Origin of the sequence: Aquisalinus flavus, from assembly GCF_014640095.1 — a bacterium.
Taxonomy (GTDB): Bacteria; Pseudomonadota; Alphaproteobacteria; order Caulobacterales; family Parvularculaceae; genus Aquisalinus; species Aquisalinus flavus.
Map to the genome: position 1 here is coordinate 2,906,635 of NZ_BMGH01000001.1, position 15,308 is coordinate 2,921,942.

Consider the following 15,308-nt stretch of genomic DNA (forward strand, 5'->3'; position numbering starts at 1 on the left):
CTCTCATGCTCCGTATACAGCGCCGCGGATGTTGACGGTTTGTTCGAGCACGGTTGGAATTTGGGCAGGATTGCCTTAAGTCTGGCTGGGACAGGCCGCGTCCGCCGGGGCGCGGCATGAAAGACTTATTGTGTTTCATGAACGGCCCGCGTGGCCGGATCGCCGGGTGCCGTGGGGGTAATGCGCGGGTTCGGGGATTAGTTCGGAGGGTTTTTGATGGAAACTGGCCAGTTGATCTCGCTCGGCATCTACTTTGTCGTGATGCTGGGGATCGGACTTTATTCCTACATGAATACGGACGAGAATGTCGAAGGCTACATGCTCGGCGGGCGCAAGCTCGGTCCGGCGGTGACGTCACTGTCCGCCGGCGCATCGGACATGTCGGGCTGGATGCTGCTCGGCCTGCCCGGCGCGATGTATGTCTCCGGCCTCTCGGCCAGCTGGATCGCCATCGGCCTGTTGATCGGTGCATTGTGCAACTATCTCATCGTTGCCCCGCGCCTGCGCGTCTATACCGTCGAGGCCAATGACGCGGTGACGATCCCGGATTATTTCGCCAAGCGCTTCGAGGACAATCATCACCTCCTGAAAATCATCTCAGCCATCGTCATCATCATCTTCTTTACGGTGTACACGTCTTCCGGCGTCGTTGCCGGCGGCCTGTTGTTCGAGGAGGCGTTCGGCTTCGACTATCGCATCGGGCTGTGGGTCACGGCGGGTGTCGTCGTTGCCTATACGCTGTTCGGCGGCTTCATGGCCGTCTCGATCACCGATTTCGTCCAGGGCTGCATCATGTTCATCGCCCTCGTCATGGTGCCGGTCGTGGCGATCATGACTCTTGGCGGCTGGGGCGAGACGATGAGCATGGTCAACGAGATCGACGCCTCACGCACCAATCTGTTCCAGGGCATGACCTTGATCGGCATCATATCGCTGATGAGCTGGGGTCTTGGCTATTTCGGCCAGCCGCATATCATCGTGCGCTTCATGGCGATCCGCTCGGTCAAGGATATCCCGGCCGCGCGCAATATCGGCATGAGCTGGATGCTCGTCACCATCATCGGCGCGCTCGCAACGGGCTTTGTCGGCTTTGCCTATATCGCCGAGACCGGCGGCGACCTCGCCGATCCGGAGACGATCTTCATCTTCCTGTCCCAGGTGCTGTTCCACCCGCTCATCGCCGGCTTCCTGCTCGCCGCCATCCTCGCGGCGATCATGTCGACGATCTCCTCGCAGCTGCTGGTGTCGTCCTCGTCGCTGACGGAGGATTTCTACAAGCTGTTCCTGCGCCGCGGCGCGAGCGACAAGGAGCTGGTCATCGTCGGCCGCCTGTCGGTCATCGGCGTTGCGCTGGTCGCGATCTTCCTTGCCTATGACCGTAACTCGTCCGTGCTCGACCTTGTCTCGAATGCCTGGGCTGGGTTCGGCGCGGCCTTCGGCCCGCTGGTCATCATCTCGCTCTACTGGCGCAAGATGACCCGCTGGGGCGCGCTCGCCGGCATGGTGCTGGGCGCGGTGATCGTCCTGTTCTGGACCTATGTGCCGGTGCTGCCGGCGGCAGAGGGAGGGGACGGCCTGCGGCCGCTGAACGATGAGCTCTATTCCATCGTGCCCGGCTTCATCATCTCGTGGATCGCGATCTATGTCGTCTCGCTGATGTCGCCGCAATCCAGGCCGGGTGTTCTGGAAACCCATGACCGGGTCGGCCGCAAGATGAAGGAAGCCGGCGTAGAATAGCGCGTCCGGAAGGCATGTAGCCACAGGGAGCCATCCACAGCACAGCGACAGTAACGTGGATGCTGCCCTGCGCGGGGCGTCAAAAAAGCTCCGCGCAGGGCTGGACAGTGAAGTCGGAAGGCTGGGCCGGCGCTGCGAACCCCGCGACAACGCAACTCGCTGCGCCTGCATCACGGTCCAGTTTCGCAGGGCTGGCCGAGTGAAGCGAAATCGCCATGGAACTATAGAGGGCCCGGCTGCGTTAGGAACAGACAGCTGCCTTTGTGTGGTGTGCTTTTGGCAAGTAATGAGTCTTGAAGAATATGGCTTGTCAATTTTCGGGATGTGAGGCGGGTTGTCCAAGATAGATAATGGCGGTCCCGAATGGGATCATGAAGACCTGCGTCGTGCCATCGATGCGGCGGGCGTTGCCCTGTGGGCGTGGAACGTCGATACAGACGATATTGCCATGGATGCCCGCGGATTTGCGCTATGGGAGATCTCGGCCGGGGTTCCCCTTACCTTCGAGAGCATGTCCGCCAAGATTCACCCGGCGGACCGCGAACGGGTAAGGGCGGCTTTCTCCGCCACCAGGGCTGTCGTCGGTTCCTATGAGATCGACTTCCGTACCCTTGTCGGACCGGATATCAGATGGATTTCCGCCCGCGGGACGGGCGACGATGTAGACATGATCAAACGGGTGCTGACTGGAATCTTCCTCGACGTTACTGATCGCAAAAAGGCGGAAGAGGGCCATGAGTTACTGGCGGGCGAGATGAGCCACCGGGTCAAGAACCTTCTCGCCATCGCGTCGGGCCTGACCAGGATCACCTCACGCTCATCGACCTCGATCGAGGACATGAGCAAACAGCTGATCAACCGTCTGACCGCGCTCGATCGCGCCCATGATCTCGTCAGGCCTCTGCCGGGGGAACAGGGTCGGACAGCACTTCTCGGTGATATCTGCGCCGTTCTGCTCGCGCCCTATGATGATGCCGGCGCCTTTGCGGGCCGTATCCGGGTCGCTGTCCCGCGCATGGGGGTGGGCAGCCATACAGCGAATGCGCTCGCGCTCATCTTGCATGAACTGGCCACAAATTCTGTAAAATATGGTGCTCTGTCTGCTGACGATGGGACTCTCGATATATCCGGCTGCATGGTGGAAGACGATGTTCAGATCTGCTGGATCGAGCAGGGCGGGCCGGAAGTCACCTCCGCGCCGGATCTGAGCGGCTATGGCAGCAATCTCGTGCGCCGGACGATCGAGAGCCAACTGGGCGGAACGGTCACCTATGACTGGTCGAAAAGCGGGGCGACCGTAACCCTTCTGATCAGCGGCGAGCAACTATCGCACTAAGTATTCTGTTAGCCTGTCAACTTGGGAAGGACCCAGCCATGACTCTCGAAAGTCTCTTAATCATACTCTTCATCGGCGCCATCGCCGGCTGGCTCGCCGGGCTGATCGTCAAGGGCTACGGCTATGGCCTGCTCGGCAATATCGTGATTGGCATCATCGGCGCCTTCGTCGCCGGTCTGATCCTGCCGCAGCTCGGTCTGAGCATCGGCGCTGGGATAGTCGGCGCGATCATCCACGCCACTATAGGGGCTGTTATACTGCTATTCCTGATCCGCCTGATCAAGCGGGCCTGATCAATCAGGCCGGTTCGCGCATCGGGCCAGACCGGTAGAGCCGGAGCAATGGCGCAGCTCGCGGCGCTCTTCAGGGCCGGGCTATCGGCCATCCAGCCGACAGAACGGCGCCTCGCGACCTTCCCTGATTTCAGCATGGTGCCCGAAGGCCTCGGTCGGCCTCCAGCCGGGCGGTATCGGCGGGGGCGTCGTCTGCAGCAAAGCCAGCAAGCGCGCCGGCCAGCAAATTGATGCCCCGCCCGGATTGCCGTTCGGGCAAACCAGACAGGGGCGACAGCGTCAACTTACGCGCTTTCCGGCATTTCCATCACGAAGGCGTTCAGCTTGTTGCCGTCCGGGTCGCGGAAATAGGCGGCATAGAAACTGTCGCCGCGCGGGCCGGGCTTGCCTTCGCACGTGCCGCCATGGCTGAGCGCGATCTCGTGCAGCTTGTTGACCTGGTCCTTGTCCTTGGCCTGAAGGGCGACCATCACGCCATTGCCGACCGTGGCCGCCTCGCCATCGAACGGCTTGGTCAGGGCCACACCGGCCGCGCCGCCGGGTTTGCCCCAGGCAATGAAGCTGTCGAAATCCATCATCCGCTTCACGCCCATCTCGGCGGCAAGCGCGTCATAGAAGGCGGCGTTTTTCTGCAAATCATTCGTGCCGAGGGTTACATATCCGATCATTGTTCTCTCTCCATGCTGAGCGGTGTCGGAACATAAGGGGAACATCGGGTAATGTCAACCATCTCCGGCCCGGTGTTTTTTCAAAAAGCTTCATACGGGCACGGCGTGCGACTCTGCTAGGATCGTGGTGTTAGCCGATGGCCACGCAGGAAAGACTGACCATGAACAATACCCCGGAATCACCCGACAACGACAATGACATGGACTGGCTCGAGGCAGAACTCGCCGACACGCTGGACGAGGACTACGAGCTGGAAATGTCCGAGCCGGCGCTGTCGCTGGAGATCCGCAAGATCTACGAACGCTCGCATCCGCAGACCATGGCGCGGGCGGACTATTTCCGGGCACTGCTGACGCTGCAGTCGGAGCTGATCAAGCTGCAGGACTGGGTGCAGTATCACAAGGAAAAGGTCGTTGTCATTTTCGAGGGCCGGGATTCCGCCGGCAAGGGCGGGGTGATCAAGCGGATCACCCAGCGGCTCAATCCGCGCATCGTGCGGGTCGTCGCCCTGCCTGCGCCGACCGACCGGGAAATGACGCAATGGTACTTCCAGCGCTATGTGCCGCATTTGCCGGCCGGCGGCGAGATCGTGCTGTTCGACCGATCCTGGTATAATCGCCCCGGCGTCGAGCGGGTGATGGGATTTGCGACCGAGCCCCAGGTCGAGCAGTTCTTCAATGACGTCCCGGAATTCGAGCGCATGCTGGTGCGCTCCGGCATCCGTCTGATCAAATACTGGTTCTCGATCACCGATGAAGAGCAGCAGATGCGGTTCCTGATGCGCATCCACGATCCGCTGAAACAATGGAAGCTGTCGCCCATGGACCTGCAGAGCCGGGTGCGCTGGGAAGCCTATACCAAGGCCAAGGAAGAGACCTTCCGGCGCACCAATATTCCCGAAGCGCCATGGTATATCGTGCCGGCCAATGACAAGAAGCGGGCACGGCTGAATTGCATCAGCCATCTGCTCGACCAGATCCCCTATGAGGACGTGCCGCATGAGGAGGTCGCCCTGCCGGAGCGGGTGTTCAATCCGGACTATGAGCGCGCCGTGCTGCCGCCGGAGCTTTACGTGCCCCAGAAATATTAACGACAATATTAACGACAATATTGACGCCGGAATTGTCTGATGCCGGAATCTCCTCCGGCTTTTTGGGCAAAGACTGGTTCGTCTAAGTGTTGGAAGCGGCCTGTTTCAGCACCCAGTCGACGAAGGCCTTCACCTGCGGCAGGGCGGCTTTGGCGGGCGGGTGGACGACATAATAGGCGAAGTCCGTCGCGGTGGTGAAATCGAACGGGATCACCAGCCGCGCCGCTTCCAGGTCAGCCAGCGCCAGCGCCGATTTGGCCAGCGCCACGCCCTTGCCGGCGACCGCCGCCTCGATCACCAGCGAGGACTGGTTGAAGCGCGGCCCGCGCGTGCCGTCGAGGATTTCGCCCGCCTCGTTTTTCGCCCCGGCGGCGCGCAGCCACATCGGCCAGGTCGGGCAGTCCTCGTCATTGTCCGGCGAGCCGTCATGGAGCAGCGTGTGGAAGGCAAGGTCCGACAGCTTGTGCAGCGGATGCTCGCCGCGCATCAGGGTTGGGGACGCGACCGGGATGATCCGCTCCTCCATCAGCTTGTGCACGGTCAGCCCGTCATAGGTGCCGCCGCCATAGCGGATCGCGACATCGACATCGTCGGCGGCGAAATCGACGAGGTTCATGTTGGCATGGACATAGACGTCGATATCCGGGAACGCGGCCTGGAAACTGTCGAGGCGCGGCACCAGCCATTTCGAGGCGAAGGACGGCGCGACGGAGACGGTCAGCTTGCCCTGGTCCGCACCCGACGCCAGCAGGCTCGCCGCCGTTGCCAGTTTGTCGAACGCGTCGCGCATGATCGGCAGGCTCGATTGCGCCTCCTCGGTCAGCAGCAGGGTCCGGTTCTGGCGCTTGAACACCGGCACGCCGAGATAGTCCTCCAGCGCCTTGATCTGCTGCGAAATCGCACCGGGGGTCACGTTCAGCTCTTCCGCCGCCTTGGTAAAGGACAAATGGCGGGCGGCGGCCTCATAGGCACGCAGGGCATTCAAAGGGGGTAATCGTCTCATGGCAGGCCTCTCTCGGGCCGTATAAAATAGTTTTTCTAATCCAAAAAGTCACGAAAACGTGTTTATGCCATCCCGCACAGGTTGAAAAGCAGAAAATCTGCCAAAAGATAGCTTTTCTATTGGATACGCCACGAGATTTCGATTGTTTCGCGATCTGAGAATGCCTAGGTTCCGCTCCGACGCGCGGGGCCTGCCCTGCCGCGAGTATATTGAATAGTTTTTCTAAAGGTTTTTCAACGTGCGCTATTTTCCGGCGTTTTTTGACATAAAAGACAAGCCCGTGCTGATCGTCGGCGGCGGTGAGCTGGCCCTGCGCAAGGCGCGGCTGCTCGCCAAGGCCGGCCCGCGGCTCGTCTTCGTCGCGACCGAATTCGATGATGCGCTGATCGCCGAGTTCGGCCAGAGCGCGGAATTCCTGCACAAGACCTTCTCCGCCGCCGATACCGATGGCCATGCCGTGCTGGTCATCGCCGCCACCGGCGACGCGGCCGCCGACGAGGCCGTCGCCTTTGCTGCCAAGGGCGCTGGCGTGCCGGTCAATGTCGTCGACCGGCCGGAGCTGTGCGATTTCGTCGTGCCCTCCATCGTCGAGCGCGGTGATCTTGCCATCGGCATCTCCACCGGCGGCAATGCCCCCGTGCTCGGCCGCCAGGTCCGCGAGAAGCTGGAAGCCCTGCTGCCCCAGCGCCTCGGCGGGCTGGTCGAGCTGGCGGGCTCCTTCCGCGATGCGGTCACCGCCAGGGTCGAGCCCGCCCTGCGCCGCCGCTTCTGGGAGAATGTCTTCTCCGGCACCATCGCCGACCTCTTCCTGTCCGGCCGCGAGGCGGACGCGCGCGCGGAAATGGCCGCCCAGCTCAACCGTCCGCGAGACTCGGCGGAGGGCTTCGTCCATATTGTCGGCGCGGGCCCCGGCGATCCGGAACTGCTGACGCTCAAGGCCCTGCGCATCCTGCAGGAGGCTGATGTCGTCCTGCATGACGCCCTCGTCGGCGACGGCATCATGGAGATGATCCGCCGCGATGCCGAGCGCATCTATGTCGGCAAGAAGAAGGCCGACCACTCCATGCCGCAGGAAGACATCGGCACGCTGATGATCCGCCTCGCCCGCGAGGGCAAGCGCGTCGTGCGGCTGAAGGGCGGCGATCCGTTCATCTTCGGGCGCGGCGGCGAGGAGCTCGAAGCGCTGAAAGCTGCCGGCATCCCGGCGGCGGTCGTGCCCGGCATCACCGCGGCGACCGGCTGCGGCGCGGCAGCCTCCGTGCCGCTGACCCATCGCGACCATGCCCAGGCCGTCACCTTCGTCACCGGTCACGCCAAGGGCGACACTGCCCCCGACCTGAACTGGCAGGCGCTGGCCGATCTCGGCCACACAATCGTCGTCTATATGGGCGTCGGCACGGCGGGTGCGATCTCGCGCCATCTCGTCGAGGCCGGCATGGACGCAGCAACACCCGCCGCGATCATCGAGAAGGGCTCCCTGCCCGAACAGAAGATCATCCGTACCCGGCTCGGCTCCCTCGGCGAGGATATCGCCGCCGGTGGCATCGAGGGCCCGGCCGTGCTGATCATCGGCGCTGTCGCCGCCGCGGCCGATGGCCGTGGCCTTGTCGATCTCGCCGCGCACCGGGCCGAACCGCAAAGACTGAGAGCGTAACATGGCTGACAAACCGGCAAAAATATCAACCGGCGGTGTGAAGAAGGGCCGTAATGAAGGCGAGAAGGCCGTCACCGCCAACCGCCTGTCCGACGGCATCACCGTCTATCTGTATGAGGACGGCTCATGGCACGATTCCTTACGCGGCGCTGCCGTGTTCGAGGGCGATGACGCCCTTGCCGCACTGGAACAGGCGACCGTCGAGGAAACCATCGTCGTCGGGCCGTATCTGATGGATGTGGTCCAGGACGGCGAGACCGTCGTGCCCGCCGGCCGCGCCCTGCTGCGCGAGACGATCCGCTCCGCCGGGCCGACCATCAAGAGCGACTATTCCCGTACGGAGGTCCAGTAATGTACCGCTATGACGAATTCGACGCCAAGATCGTGGCCGACCGTGTTGCCCAGTTCCGCGGCCAGGTCGCGCGCCGGGTCGAGGGCGACATCACCGAGGACGAGTTCAAGCCGCTGCGCCTGATGAACGGCGTCTATTTGCAGTTGCACGCCTATATGCTGCGCGTCGCCATTCCCTATGGCACGCTCAATGCCGCGCAGCTCAGGAAGCTCGCCTTCATCGCGCGCACCTATGACAAGAATTTCGGGCATATCACCACGCGCCAGAACATCCAGTTCAACTGGCCGGCGCTGACCGATATCCCGGACATTCTCGACCACCTCGCCGAAGTGGAAATGCACGCGATCCAGACCTCCGGCAATTGCATCCGCAATGTCACCTCGGACCAGTTCGCCGGTGCCGGTGCCGATGAGCTGGAAGACCCGCGCCCGTGGTGCGAGATAATCCGTCAGTGGTCGACCTTCCATCCGGAATTCTCCTTCCTGCCGCGCAAGTTCAAGATCGCCGTCACCGCCGCGCCGCAAGACCGCGCCGCCGTGCGCGTCCACGATATCGGCTTGCACATGAAGAAAAACGCCGATGGCGAGACCGGTTTCGAGGTGCTGGTCGGCGGCGGGCTCGGGCGCACGCCCTATATCGGCCAGGTCATTCGCGAGTTCCTGCCCAAGGATCAGCTGTTGTCCTATCTGGAGGCGATCCTGCGCGTCTATAACTCCCTCGGCCGCCGCGACAATATCTACAAGGCGCGGATCAAGATCCTCGTCAACGAGCTTGGCGCCGAAGCCTTCCGCGACATGGTCGAGGCCGAATGGGCGGTGATGGACAAGGCCCGCATCGACCTGCCGGGCGACGAGATCGAGCGCATCCACGCCTATTTCGCCGCGCCGGATTTCGAGAACGATCCGGACACGGGCGATTTTGACAGTGCGCAAGGAGCCGACAAGGGCTTTGCCCGCTGGGTGCGCCACAATGTGCGCGCCCACAAGCAGAAGGGCTATGCCTCGGTCACCCTCTCGCTGAAGCCGACCACCATGGCGCCGGGCGACATCACCTCGGAACAGATGGAGCTTGTCGCCGACATAGCCCAGACCCATTGCTTCGACGAGGTCCGCACGACCCACGAACAGAATCTCGTCCTGCCCCATGTCAGGAAGGCCGACCTTTACGCGATCTATCAAAAGCTCGCGCCCTATGGCCTCGGCTCGTCCAATGCCGGGCTCGTCTCGGACATCATCGCCTGCCCGGGGCTCGACTATTGCAACCTCGCCAACACCCGCTCCATCCCGCTCGCCCAGCGCATCCAGAAGCGGTTCGAGGATCTCGACCGCCAGGAAAATATCGGTGAGCTGAAGATCAAGATTTCCGGCTGCATCAATGCCTGCGGCCACCACCATGTCGGCCATATCGGCATTCTTGGCGTCGACAAGAAGGGCGAGGAATTCTATCAGGTCACCCTTGGCGGCTCGGCAGCGGAGGACGCCTCGATCGGCGAGATCGTCGGCCGCGGTCTGTCCACGGATGAAGTGGTCGACGCGATCGAAAGCCTGATCTCCTTCTATCTCGACCGGCGCTCCGATGGCGAGCGTTTTGTCGATACCTATCGCCGGCTCGGCCCGGACCCATTCAAGGAAGCGCTCTATGTTGCTTAAACTGGAAAACGAAACACTTGCTCGCGTCAACGCTGAAGCAGCCCACGAGATTCCCGAGTTTGGGGTATGGCAGGCGCAGACACCGCGCGGGTCTGCCGTTCGCATCGCCAATGACATCAATCTGGCGGCGGAGGAATTCGACCCGGCTGGTCTTGAGCTGATCGTGCTCGACTTCCCGAAATACAAGGATGGCCGCGCCTATACCCAGGCCCGCACCCTGCGCGAGCGCTATGGCTTTACAGGCGATATCCGCGCCAGCGGCGATGTGTTGCGCGACCAGGTCCTGTTCATGGCCCGCTGCGGGTTCACCTCTTTCGAGCTTGCCGATGGCGTGCTGGCGCGCTCCGGCGGGGTTGAAGGTTTCGAAAAATCCCTTAAGGATTTCGACCTGTTCTATCAGCCGGCGGTCAAGGGCACGGCGCTGTGGCGCCTGCGCGGCCTGTCCGGCGCCAGTTTGACAGAGCGTGACGCTGATCGCCGTGTGGTCGCGGCAGGGTAATTTGGGGCATACGGAGTAAAGTCATGTCGGGATCGGTGATCAAGCTGCAAACACCCAGGACCGTCTCCCTCGCAGAGGAGCGGGCTGAGATGCTGTCCGCCAGATATGCCGATGCGGATGCGCTCGACATCCTCTATGCCGCGTTACGGGAAGAATTCCCCGGCGAAATCGCGCTCGTCTCGTCCTTCGGGGCTGAGTCCGCCGTGCTGCTGCATCTCGCCGCCCAGGTCGCGCCGGACGTGCCGGTCGTCTTCCTCGAGACCGGCAAGCATTTCGCCCAAACCCTGTCCTATCGCAAGAAGCTCTCTACCCAGCTCGGCCTGACCAATGTGCAGGAGATCAAGCCGGTCAAGGCCGAAGTCGCGGAGGAAGACCCCGATGGCGATCTGTGGCGCAAGAATCCCGATGCCTGCTGCACCCTGCGCAAGGTCCGCCCGCTCGACAGCGCCCTGTCGAATTACGAGGCGTGGATCACCGGCCGCAAGCAGTTTCATGGCGGTGCCCGTGTGCGCCTGCCGGCGTTCGAATATGCCGGAAAGCACTTCAAGGTGAACCCGATCGTCTCGTGGACGCCTGACCGGGTCGATGCCTATTTCAGGGAACACGACCTGCCATCCCACCCGCTGGTGGCGCAGGGCTTCCCCTCGATCGGCTGCTGGCCCTGCACCCACCCGGTCGCCGACGGCGAAGACGTGCGTTCCGGCCGCTGGCGCGGCCAGGCCAAGACGGAATGCGGGATCCACGGCAAGGGGTAGCCCTCACCCAAAATCAGCAGGCTGATTTTGACCTCTCCCGGAGGGAGAGGTAAGCCACCACGCAGACTTGGTACGATGCCCACCTCTCCCTCCGGGAGAGGTCGAAATTCTCACAGGGAATTTCGGGTGAGGGCACTTCTAACTCAAAACTAAAAAGACTTATCCCCGCACCCCAAAACCCGATTATAACCCTAGCCAAGCCGGGTGAGGACCCGGTGGAGGCGCCGGTCGCAATGTGTGACCTGCACGGAGCATCGGCGCATCAGGTTTCTGCCGGCAGTTGAGGGTGTGTACAGCTTTGCACCGTCCGGCGGAACGGCGTCCCGGGGTAGCCCCCGGGCGGGAGAGCTATGCACTTTGGCCCCGCATCGAACGCCGCCGTGTGTAGCGAGAGCTATGCCAGTCATTATTATTTTACTTGAGGCAATGGCCGCTGCACACGGGCTCCCTCATACTTCCAACACCGCGAGCGTTGCTTGCCGGTGCTTTCAATGCTGCCTCTCTTGTCTTCCCGGCCAAGCGCAGCGCGAGCCGGGACCTATTTTCCAGAGGCCTTGCCGCTGCTGTATCAAGCCGCCTCATTGGTTTTGGTGAAAAGCTCGACTGCTTGTCGCGCCAAAGCTTAGCGACGGAGTCTCAGAACTGGTCACTCGGCCGCTTCACCGCTATCCTCGTCCCCGAGAGGAGACCGCCCATGCCATTCCGCCAGACAATTATCGCCCTGCTCGCCTGCGTTACCGCGCTCGCCACGCCGGCTGCCGCGCAATATCGCGCGCTCGACTATCTCCCGGGGCTCGCGCCCGCCGACCACCACGTCGTCACCTCGAAACACACCGGCCGCGAGCACCAGATCTTCATCCGCCTGCCGGAAAAATATGACGAACAGCCGGGCAAGCACTGGCCGGTCGTCTTTGTGCTCGATGGCGACATCCTGTTCCCGATGCTCGGCTCCTATCACCTGCTCCTGCATTACGACCTGCCGGTGCCGGACGCGATCATCGTCGGCATCGGCTATGGCACATTCGGCGAGGGGAACTATCGGTATGAGGATTATTCGACGCCGCCCCTGCCGGACGACGTCATCGCAAATCTGCCGGAAGGCACTGGCCATGGCGCCGACACCTTTCTGAAATTCATCGAGGACGAGGTTTTCGCCCATGTGAATATGGGCTATCGCGCCGACCCGGAGCGCCGCATTCTCCTCGGCCAGTCGCGCGGCGCCCATTTCGTGCTCTATGCCGCGCGGGAGCGGCCGGACCTGTTCTGGGGCATGATCGCGTCCAACCCGTCGCTGCGGCCCAATGCCGAAACCTTCTACGCCGACTATGCCGCCATGCCCGATGCCGGCACCAATCTCTATTTCTCCTCCGGCGAGAACGATCTGGCGCGGCTGCGCGGCGAGGCGCTCGACCTCTTCGCGCATCTGGAGGCCCAGGAGAGCCTGCCCTGGCGGCTGAAAATGGCGACATTGCCGGGCGGTACTCACGCTGCTAGCATCGTCGATGTCTATCGCGACGCCATGCTGTGGCTGTTCGCGGATGAGGCCGGTGACTGGAAGAGCGTCTATGAATAGGCAGCAGGCGCCCGGCTCGGCACCCGTTGCACTTGCCGGCCCTGCCTATTAAGAGTGGGCGCATGTCGAAGAGATTTTCATCCGATCGCGGGCCATCCCAGCGCCAGCTGCGCGCAGGCGAGCTTGTCCGCCACGCCCTTGTCCAGATCCTGCAGCGCGAGGAATTGCGCGAGCCGGAGCTTCAGGGCGTTTCCGTCACCGTGACCGAAGTGCGCATGACGCCGGACCTCAAGCAGGCTGCCGTTTTCTGTACTGCCCTTGGCGGGGCGCTCTCCAACGACCGGCGGGGAACGGCGGTCGTCGCCTCGCTCAACAAGTCGGCTCCCTATATGCGCGGCGAACTGGGCAAGCGGATCGACATGAAATTCACGCCGCAGCTGACCTTCCGCTATGACGACAGCTTTGATACGGCGCGTCATATCGACCAGCTCCTGTCCCGGCCGGAGGTCCAGCGCGACCTGCCCGCCGGCGACCCGTCCCGCGACGACGATTAGGCTTCTTTCGCCAACGCTTTCATGAAGTTACGGCGACAGCAGGGCGTGAGGGGCATTTGCCTCTGGTCAAACGGGGTCACTGTGATAGTGTATCCGGGTTGGTGTCTGTGATGGGGACACAGTAATTTGGGGTAGGTAGGATGAGATTTTTCAAGTCTAAGAAGAAAGACGTCGCCACCGAGGCGGTCCAGAAGGACCTGCAGGGCGACAAGGTTGCCGAGACGCGCCGCGACCTGAAGAGTGAGCTCGATACGGCGGTCGTGCCGTCTTTGAAGGCGCAAGAGGAAAAACCCGCCGAGACCAGGGCTGATGCTGCTGCCGAGGCGCCTGCCGAGACAAAGGCAGTTGAAAAACCGCTGACCCAGAATGCCGGCACGACGGCTGAGACCACCATGGTCCGCCTGTTCCCGGGCTTCGAGAACCAGCCCTTCGAGATCGGTTATGCCGGGTTCAAATCCGCCGATTACGGCATCGGCGAAGAAGCGCCGATGCTGCTGATGCGCTGGAAGGCCGGCTCGGCCAAGTGGTTCCCGCTGCCGCCGATGTTCAACAAGGCCGTTCTCGAGCAGATCCACGAGGAAGACAACGACCTCGACCGCCTGTTGATCGGCTATGGCTATGACGCCGAACAGCTGGTTCACAAACTCTAGGACCAGCTTCTTTTCGGCACCCACTTGACCCGGATGGGCTGGAGTGGTTCAACCCGTCGCCCATGCAGGTGGGCAATGAATTTGAGGGGCATCACCGTCCGATCCGGTGCTGCCCTTTTTGTTTCCTCTGACTGCCGGAAATCGACCGGCGCGAAGGTTGAGTAGATGGGAAGACGCCGCAAGAAGGGCCGGCCGGTCAATGGCTGGCTGGTCCTCGACAAACCCTATGATGTCGGCTCTACCGAGGCCGTTGGCCGCCTGCGCTGGCTGTTCGATGCCAACAAGGCCGGCCATGCCGGGACGCTCGATCCGCTGGCCACCGGCATCCTGCCGATTGCCTTTGGCGAGGCGACCAAGACCGTGCCTTTCGTGCAGGACGGTCTCAAGCGCTATCGCTTCACCGCCCGCTGGGGCGAGGCGACGGCAACCGACGATGCCGAAGGCGCGGTGACCGCGACCAGTGACCAGCGCCCGTCGCGCGAGGCGATCGAGGCGATCCTGCCGGATTTCATCGGCGAGATCGAGCAGGTCCCGCCGGCTTTTTCAGCGATCAAGGTCGATGGCGAGCGCGCCTATGACCTCGCCCGCGATGGCGAAAAGGTCGAACTGGAAGCGCGCATGATCACGGTGCACGAGTTCGTTCTCGTCGACATGCCGGATGAGGATCACGCCGTTTTCGAGGCGGTGACCGGCAAGGGCACTTATGTCAGGGCCCTCGTGCGGGATATTGCCAGGGAGTTGGGGACGCAGGGCCATGTCAGCGCCCTGCGCCGGACGGCAGTCGGGCCGTTCACGGAAGATATGGCGGTAACGATCGAGGATCTGACCGGCAAGGATTTCGCCGCGGACGTTCACCGTGACACGCTGGATCAAACCGATCTCGATTCATTTCTCGAGCCGGTGGAGTCAGGCCTTGCTGACCTGCCGTCTGCGGCGATCACCGGTGCGGATGCCGGGCGCCTGCGCTCGGGCCAGCCTGCCATCGTGCCGCCGCCGGTTGCCAAGGGCATTCGCGGGGACAGGGCCGGGGAGATCGAAGCCGTCCTCGCCATGCATCATGACGAAGCCATTGCCATTTGCCGTCTCGACGGCCTGAAACTGCAGCCGGTCCGGGTGTTCCAGACCGGCGAATAGTCATCAGGACTTGCCGCCGGCAGCGTTGCCGCCGGCCTTGTTGGGCTGTTTTTCCTGGTTGTTCTGGCGTGTCTCGGCCCTGGTCCTGGGCTCGAGATTGCTGACTTCGCGGCGCAGGCGCTCCAGCGACGAATTCTCTGTCAGGGGTCCTTCACGGCTCATGGGGGTTCTCCTTCTTCTTCCTTGTGCAAGCGGTTTTCAGGCCGCTCAGGTCAGGGCAGGAATTTCTGCCCTCGTCCCTGTCGAGCTGGCCGAGCACGCCTCGTGTGTCATCTGCCGATGCAGTGGCGTGCGGTTGCCGGACTGGCGTGGTTGACGTCACCCGGGTCGATCCCGCTGGGATGCGATCGAGGCGGTACTGCCGGTTTGGGGTGCGGGATTGCTCATCGGGCTTCTCCGTTACGTCAGAACCTGTTCAGC

At 62.5% G+C, this 15,308-nt stretch carries 16 protein-coding genes; 13 read left to right on the top strand and 3 right to left on the bottom strand.

The genetic code is table 11. The features are described from left to right. Nucleotides 1–216 precede the first annotated feature (216 nt). The 3 genes from putP (at nucleotide 217) to IEV88_RS13390 (ending at nucleotide 3,366) form a co-directional block, all read left to right on the top strand. The gene (putP, locus tag IEV88_RS13380; protein ID WP_188157964.1) at nucleotides 217–1,737 is read left to right on the top strand and encodes a sodium/proline symporter PutP; all 1,521 of its coding nucleotides are present in this window, start codon (nucleotides 217–219) and stop codon (nucleotides 1,735–1,737) included. 334 nt (nucleotides 1,738–2,071) lie between these two features. Then, a complete protein-coding gene (locus IEV88_RS13385) occupies nucleotides 2,072–3,073 on the top strand; it encodes a sensor histidine kinase (RefSeq protein ID WP_206711159.1) in 1,002 nt (333 codons plus the stop codon). Between the two features lie 38 nt (nucleotides 3,074–3,111). Then, complete coding sequence (locus tag IEV88_RS13390) at nucleotides 3,112–3,366, top strand: GlsB/YeaQ/YmgE family stress response membrane protein (RefSeq protein WP_188157963.1); 255 nt, start codon at nucleotides 3,112–3,114, stop codon at nucleotides 3,364–3,366. Between the two features lie 284 nt (nucleotides 3,367–3,650). Here IEV88_RS13390 and IEV88_RS13395 read toward each other — a convergent pair whose 3' ends face one another. Next, the gene (locus IEV88_RS13395; RefSeq protein ID WP_188157962.1) at nucleotides 3,651–4,034 is read right to left on the bottom strand and encodes a VOC family protein; all 384 of its coding nucleotides are present in this window, start codon (nucleotides 4,032–4,034) and stop codon (nucleotides 3,651–3,653) included. A 161-nt stretch (nucleotides 4,035–4,195) separates the two neighbouring features. On the opposite strand from IEV88_RS13395, the gene ppk2 reads away from it, so the two are divergent. Continuing rightward, entirely contained in the window at nucleotides 4,196–5,125 is a 930-nt protein-coding gene (gene ppk2 / locus IEV88_RS13400; protein WP_188157961.1) for a polyphosphate kinase 2, read from the top strand. 82 nt (nucleotides 5,126–5,207) lie between these two features. Here the strand turns inward: ppk2 and gcvA are convergent, their stop codons facing one another. Beyond that, entirely contained in the window at nucleotides 5,208–6,128 is a 921-nt protein-coding gene (gene gcvA / locus IEV88_RS13405) for a transcriptional regulator GcvA (RefSeq protein ID WP_188157960.1), read from the bottom strand. A 238-nt stretch (nucleotides 6,129–6,366) separates the two neighbouring features. Between gcvA and cysG the strand changes: the two genes are divergently transcribed. From cysG to truB, 9 genes are all read left to right on the top strand, one after another. Then, a complete protein-coding gene (gene cysG / locus IEV88_RS13410; RefSeq protein WP_188157959.1) occupies nucleotides 6,367–7,782 on the top strand; it encodes a siroheme synthase CysG in 1,416 nt (471 codons plus the stop codon). A gap of 1 nt (nucleotide 7,783) precedes the next feature. Beyond that, nucleotides 7,784–8,134: a DUF2849 domain-containing protein gene (locus tag IEV88_RS13415; protein ID WP_188157958.1), complete on the top strand. Its 351-nt coding sequence runs from the start codon at nucleotides 7,784–7,786 to the stop codon at nucleotides 8,132–8,134. After that, nucleotides 8,134–9,783, top strand: a complete 1,650-nt coding sequence (locus tag IEV88_RS13420; RefSeq protein ID WP_188157957.1) for a nitrite/sulfite reductase — start codon at nucleotides 8,134–8,136, stop codon at nucleotides 9,781–9,783. The genes IEV88_RS13415 and IEV88_RS13420 overlap by 1 nt, the downstream gene beginning before the upstream one ends. Further along, nucleotides 9,773–10,282 carry a DUF934 domain-containing protein gene (locus IEV88_RS13425; RefSeq protein WP_188157956.1) on the top strand — a complete coding sequence of 170 codons (510 nt, stop codon included), beginning with the start codon at nucleotides 9,773–9,775 and terminating at the stop codon, nucleotides 10,280–10,282. Before IEV88_RS13420 ends, IEV88_RS13425 begins: the two co-directional genes overlap by 11 nt. Before the next feature lie 23 nt (nucleotides 10,283–10,305). Then, nucleotides 10,306–11,037, top strand: a complete 732-nt coding sequence (locus IEV88_RS13430) for a phosphoadenylyl-sulfate reductase (protein WP_188157955.1) — start codon at nucleotides 10,306–10,308, stop codon at nucleotides 11,035–11,037. A 694-nt stretch (nucleotides 11,038–11,731) separates the two neighbouring features. Continuing rightward, complete coding sequence (locus IEV88_RS13435; protein WP_188157954.1) at nucleotides 11,732–12,610, top strand: alpha/beta hydrolase; 879 nt, start codon at nucleotides 11,732–11,734, stop codon at nucleotides 12,608–12,610. A gap of 62 nt (nucleotides 12,611–12,672) precedes the next feature. Continuing rightward, nucleotides 12,673–13,104 (top strand): 30S ribosome-binding factor RbfA, encoded by a 432-nt coding sequence (gene rbfA, locus IEV88_RS13440; protein WP_188157953.1) that lies wholly within the window; start codon nucleotides 12,673–12,675, stop codon nucleotides 13,102–13,104. Nucleotides 13,105–13,244: 140 nt separating this feature from the next. Continuing rightward, the gene (locus IEV88_RS13445; RefSeq protein ID WP_188157952.1) at nucleotides 13,245–13,754 is read left to right on the top strand and encodes a hypothetical protein; all 510 of its coding nucleotides are present in this window, start codon (nucleotides 13,245–13,247) and stop codon (nucleotides 13,752–13,754) included. Between the two features lie 165 nt (nucleotides 13,755–13,919). Further along, on the top strand, nucleotides 13,920–14,888 hold the full coding sequence (gene truB, locus IEV88_RS13450; protein ID WP_188157951.1) for a tRNA pseudouridine(55) synthase TruB: 969 nt from the start codon (nucleotides 13,920–13,922) through the stop codon (nucleotides 14,886–14,888). A gap of 3 nt (nucleotides 14,889–14,891) precedes the next feature. Here the strand turns inward: truB and IEV88_RS13455 are convergent, their stop codons facing one another. Further along, nucleotides 14,892–15,050 (bottom strand): hypothetical protein, encoded by a 159-nt coding sequence (locus tag IEV88_RS13455; protein ID WP_188157950.1) that lies wholly within the window; start codon nucleotides 15,048–15,050, stop codon nucleotides 14,892–14,894. Between the last annotated feature and the right edge of the window lie 258 nt (nucleotides 15,051–15,308).

Coding starts and splice junctions, on each gene's coding strand:
- putP (WP_188157964.1), top strand. CDS start 217: ATGGAAACTGGCCAGTTGATCTCGCTCGGCATCTACTTTGTCGTGATG.
- IEV88_RS13390 (WP_188157963.1), top strand. CDS start 3,112: ATGACTCTCGAAAGTCTCTTAATCATACTCTTCATCGGCGCCATCGCC.
- IEV88_RS13395 (WP_188157962.1), bottom strand. CDS start 4,034: ATGATCGGATATGTAACCCTCGGCACGAATGATTTGCAGAAAAACGCC.
- ppk2 (WP_188157961.1), top strand. CDS start 4,196: ATGAACAATACCCCGGAATCACCCGACAACGACAATGACATGGACTGG.
- gcvA (WP_188157960.1), bottom strand. CDS start 6,128: ATGAGACGATTACCCCCTTTGAATGCCCTGCGTGCCTATGAGGCCGCC.
- IEV88_RS13415 (WP_188157958.1), top strand. CDS start 7,784: ATGGCTGACAAACCGGCAAAAATATCAACCGGCGGTGTGAAGAAGGGC.
- IEV88_RS13420 (WP_188157957.1), top strand. CDS start 8,134: ATGTACCGCTATGACGAATTCGACGCCAAGATCGTGGCCGACCGTGTT.
- IEV88_RS13425 (WP_188157956.1), top strand. CDS start 9,773: ATGTTGCTTAAACTGGAAAACGAAACACTTGCTCGCGTCAACGCTGAA.
- IEV88_RS13430 (WP_188157955.1), top strand. CDS start 10,306: ATGTCGGGATCGGTGATCAAGCTGCAAACACCCAGGACCGTCTCCCTC.
- IEV88_RS13435 (WP_188157954.1), top strand. CDS start 11,732: ATGCCATTCCGCCAGACAATTATCGCCCTGCTCGCCTGCGTTACCGCG.
- rbfA (WP_188157953.1), top strand. CDS start 12,673: ATGTCGAAGAGATTTTCATCCGATCGCGGGCCATCCCAGCGCCAGCTG.
- IEV88_RS13445 (WP_188157952.1), top strand. CDS start 13,245: ATGAGATTTTTCAAGTCTAAGAAGAAAGACGTCGCCACCGAGGCGGTC.
- truB (WP_188157951.1), top strand. CDS start 13,920: ATGGGAAGACGCCGCAAGAAGGGCCGGCCGGTCAATGGCTGGCTGGTC.
- IEV88_RS13455 (WP_188157950.1), bottom strand. CDS start 15,050: ATGAGCCGTGAAGGACCCCTGACAGAGAATTCGTCGCTGGAGCGCCTG.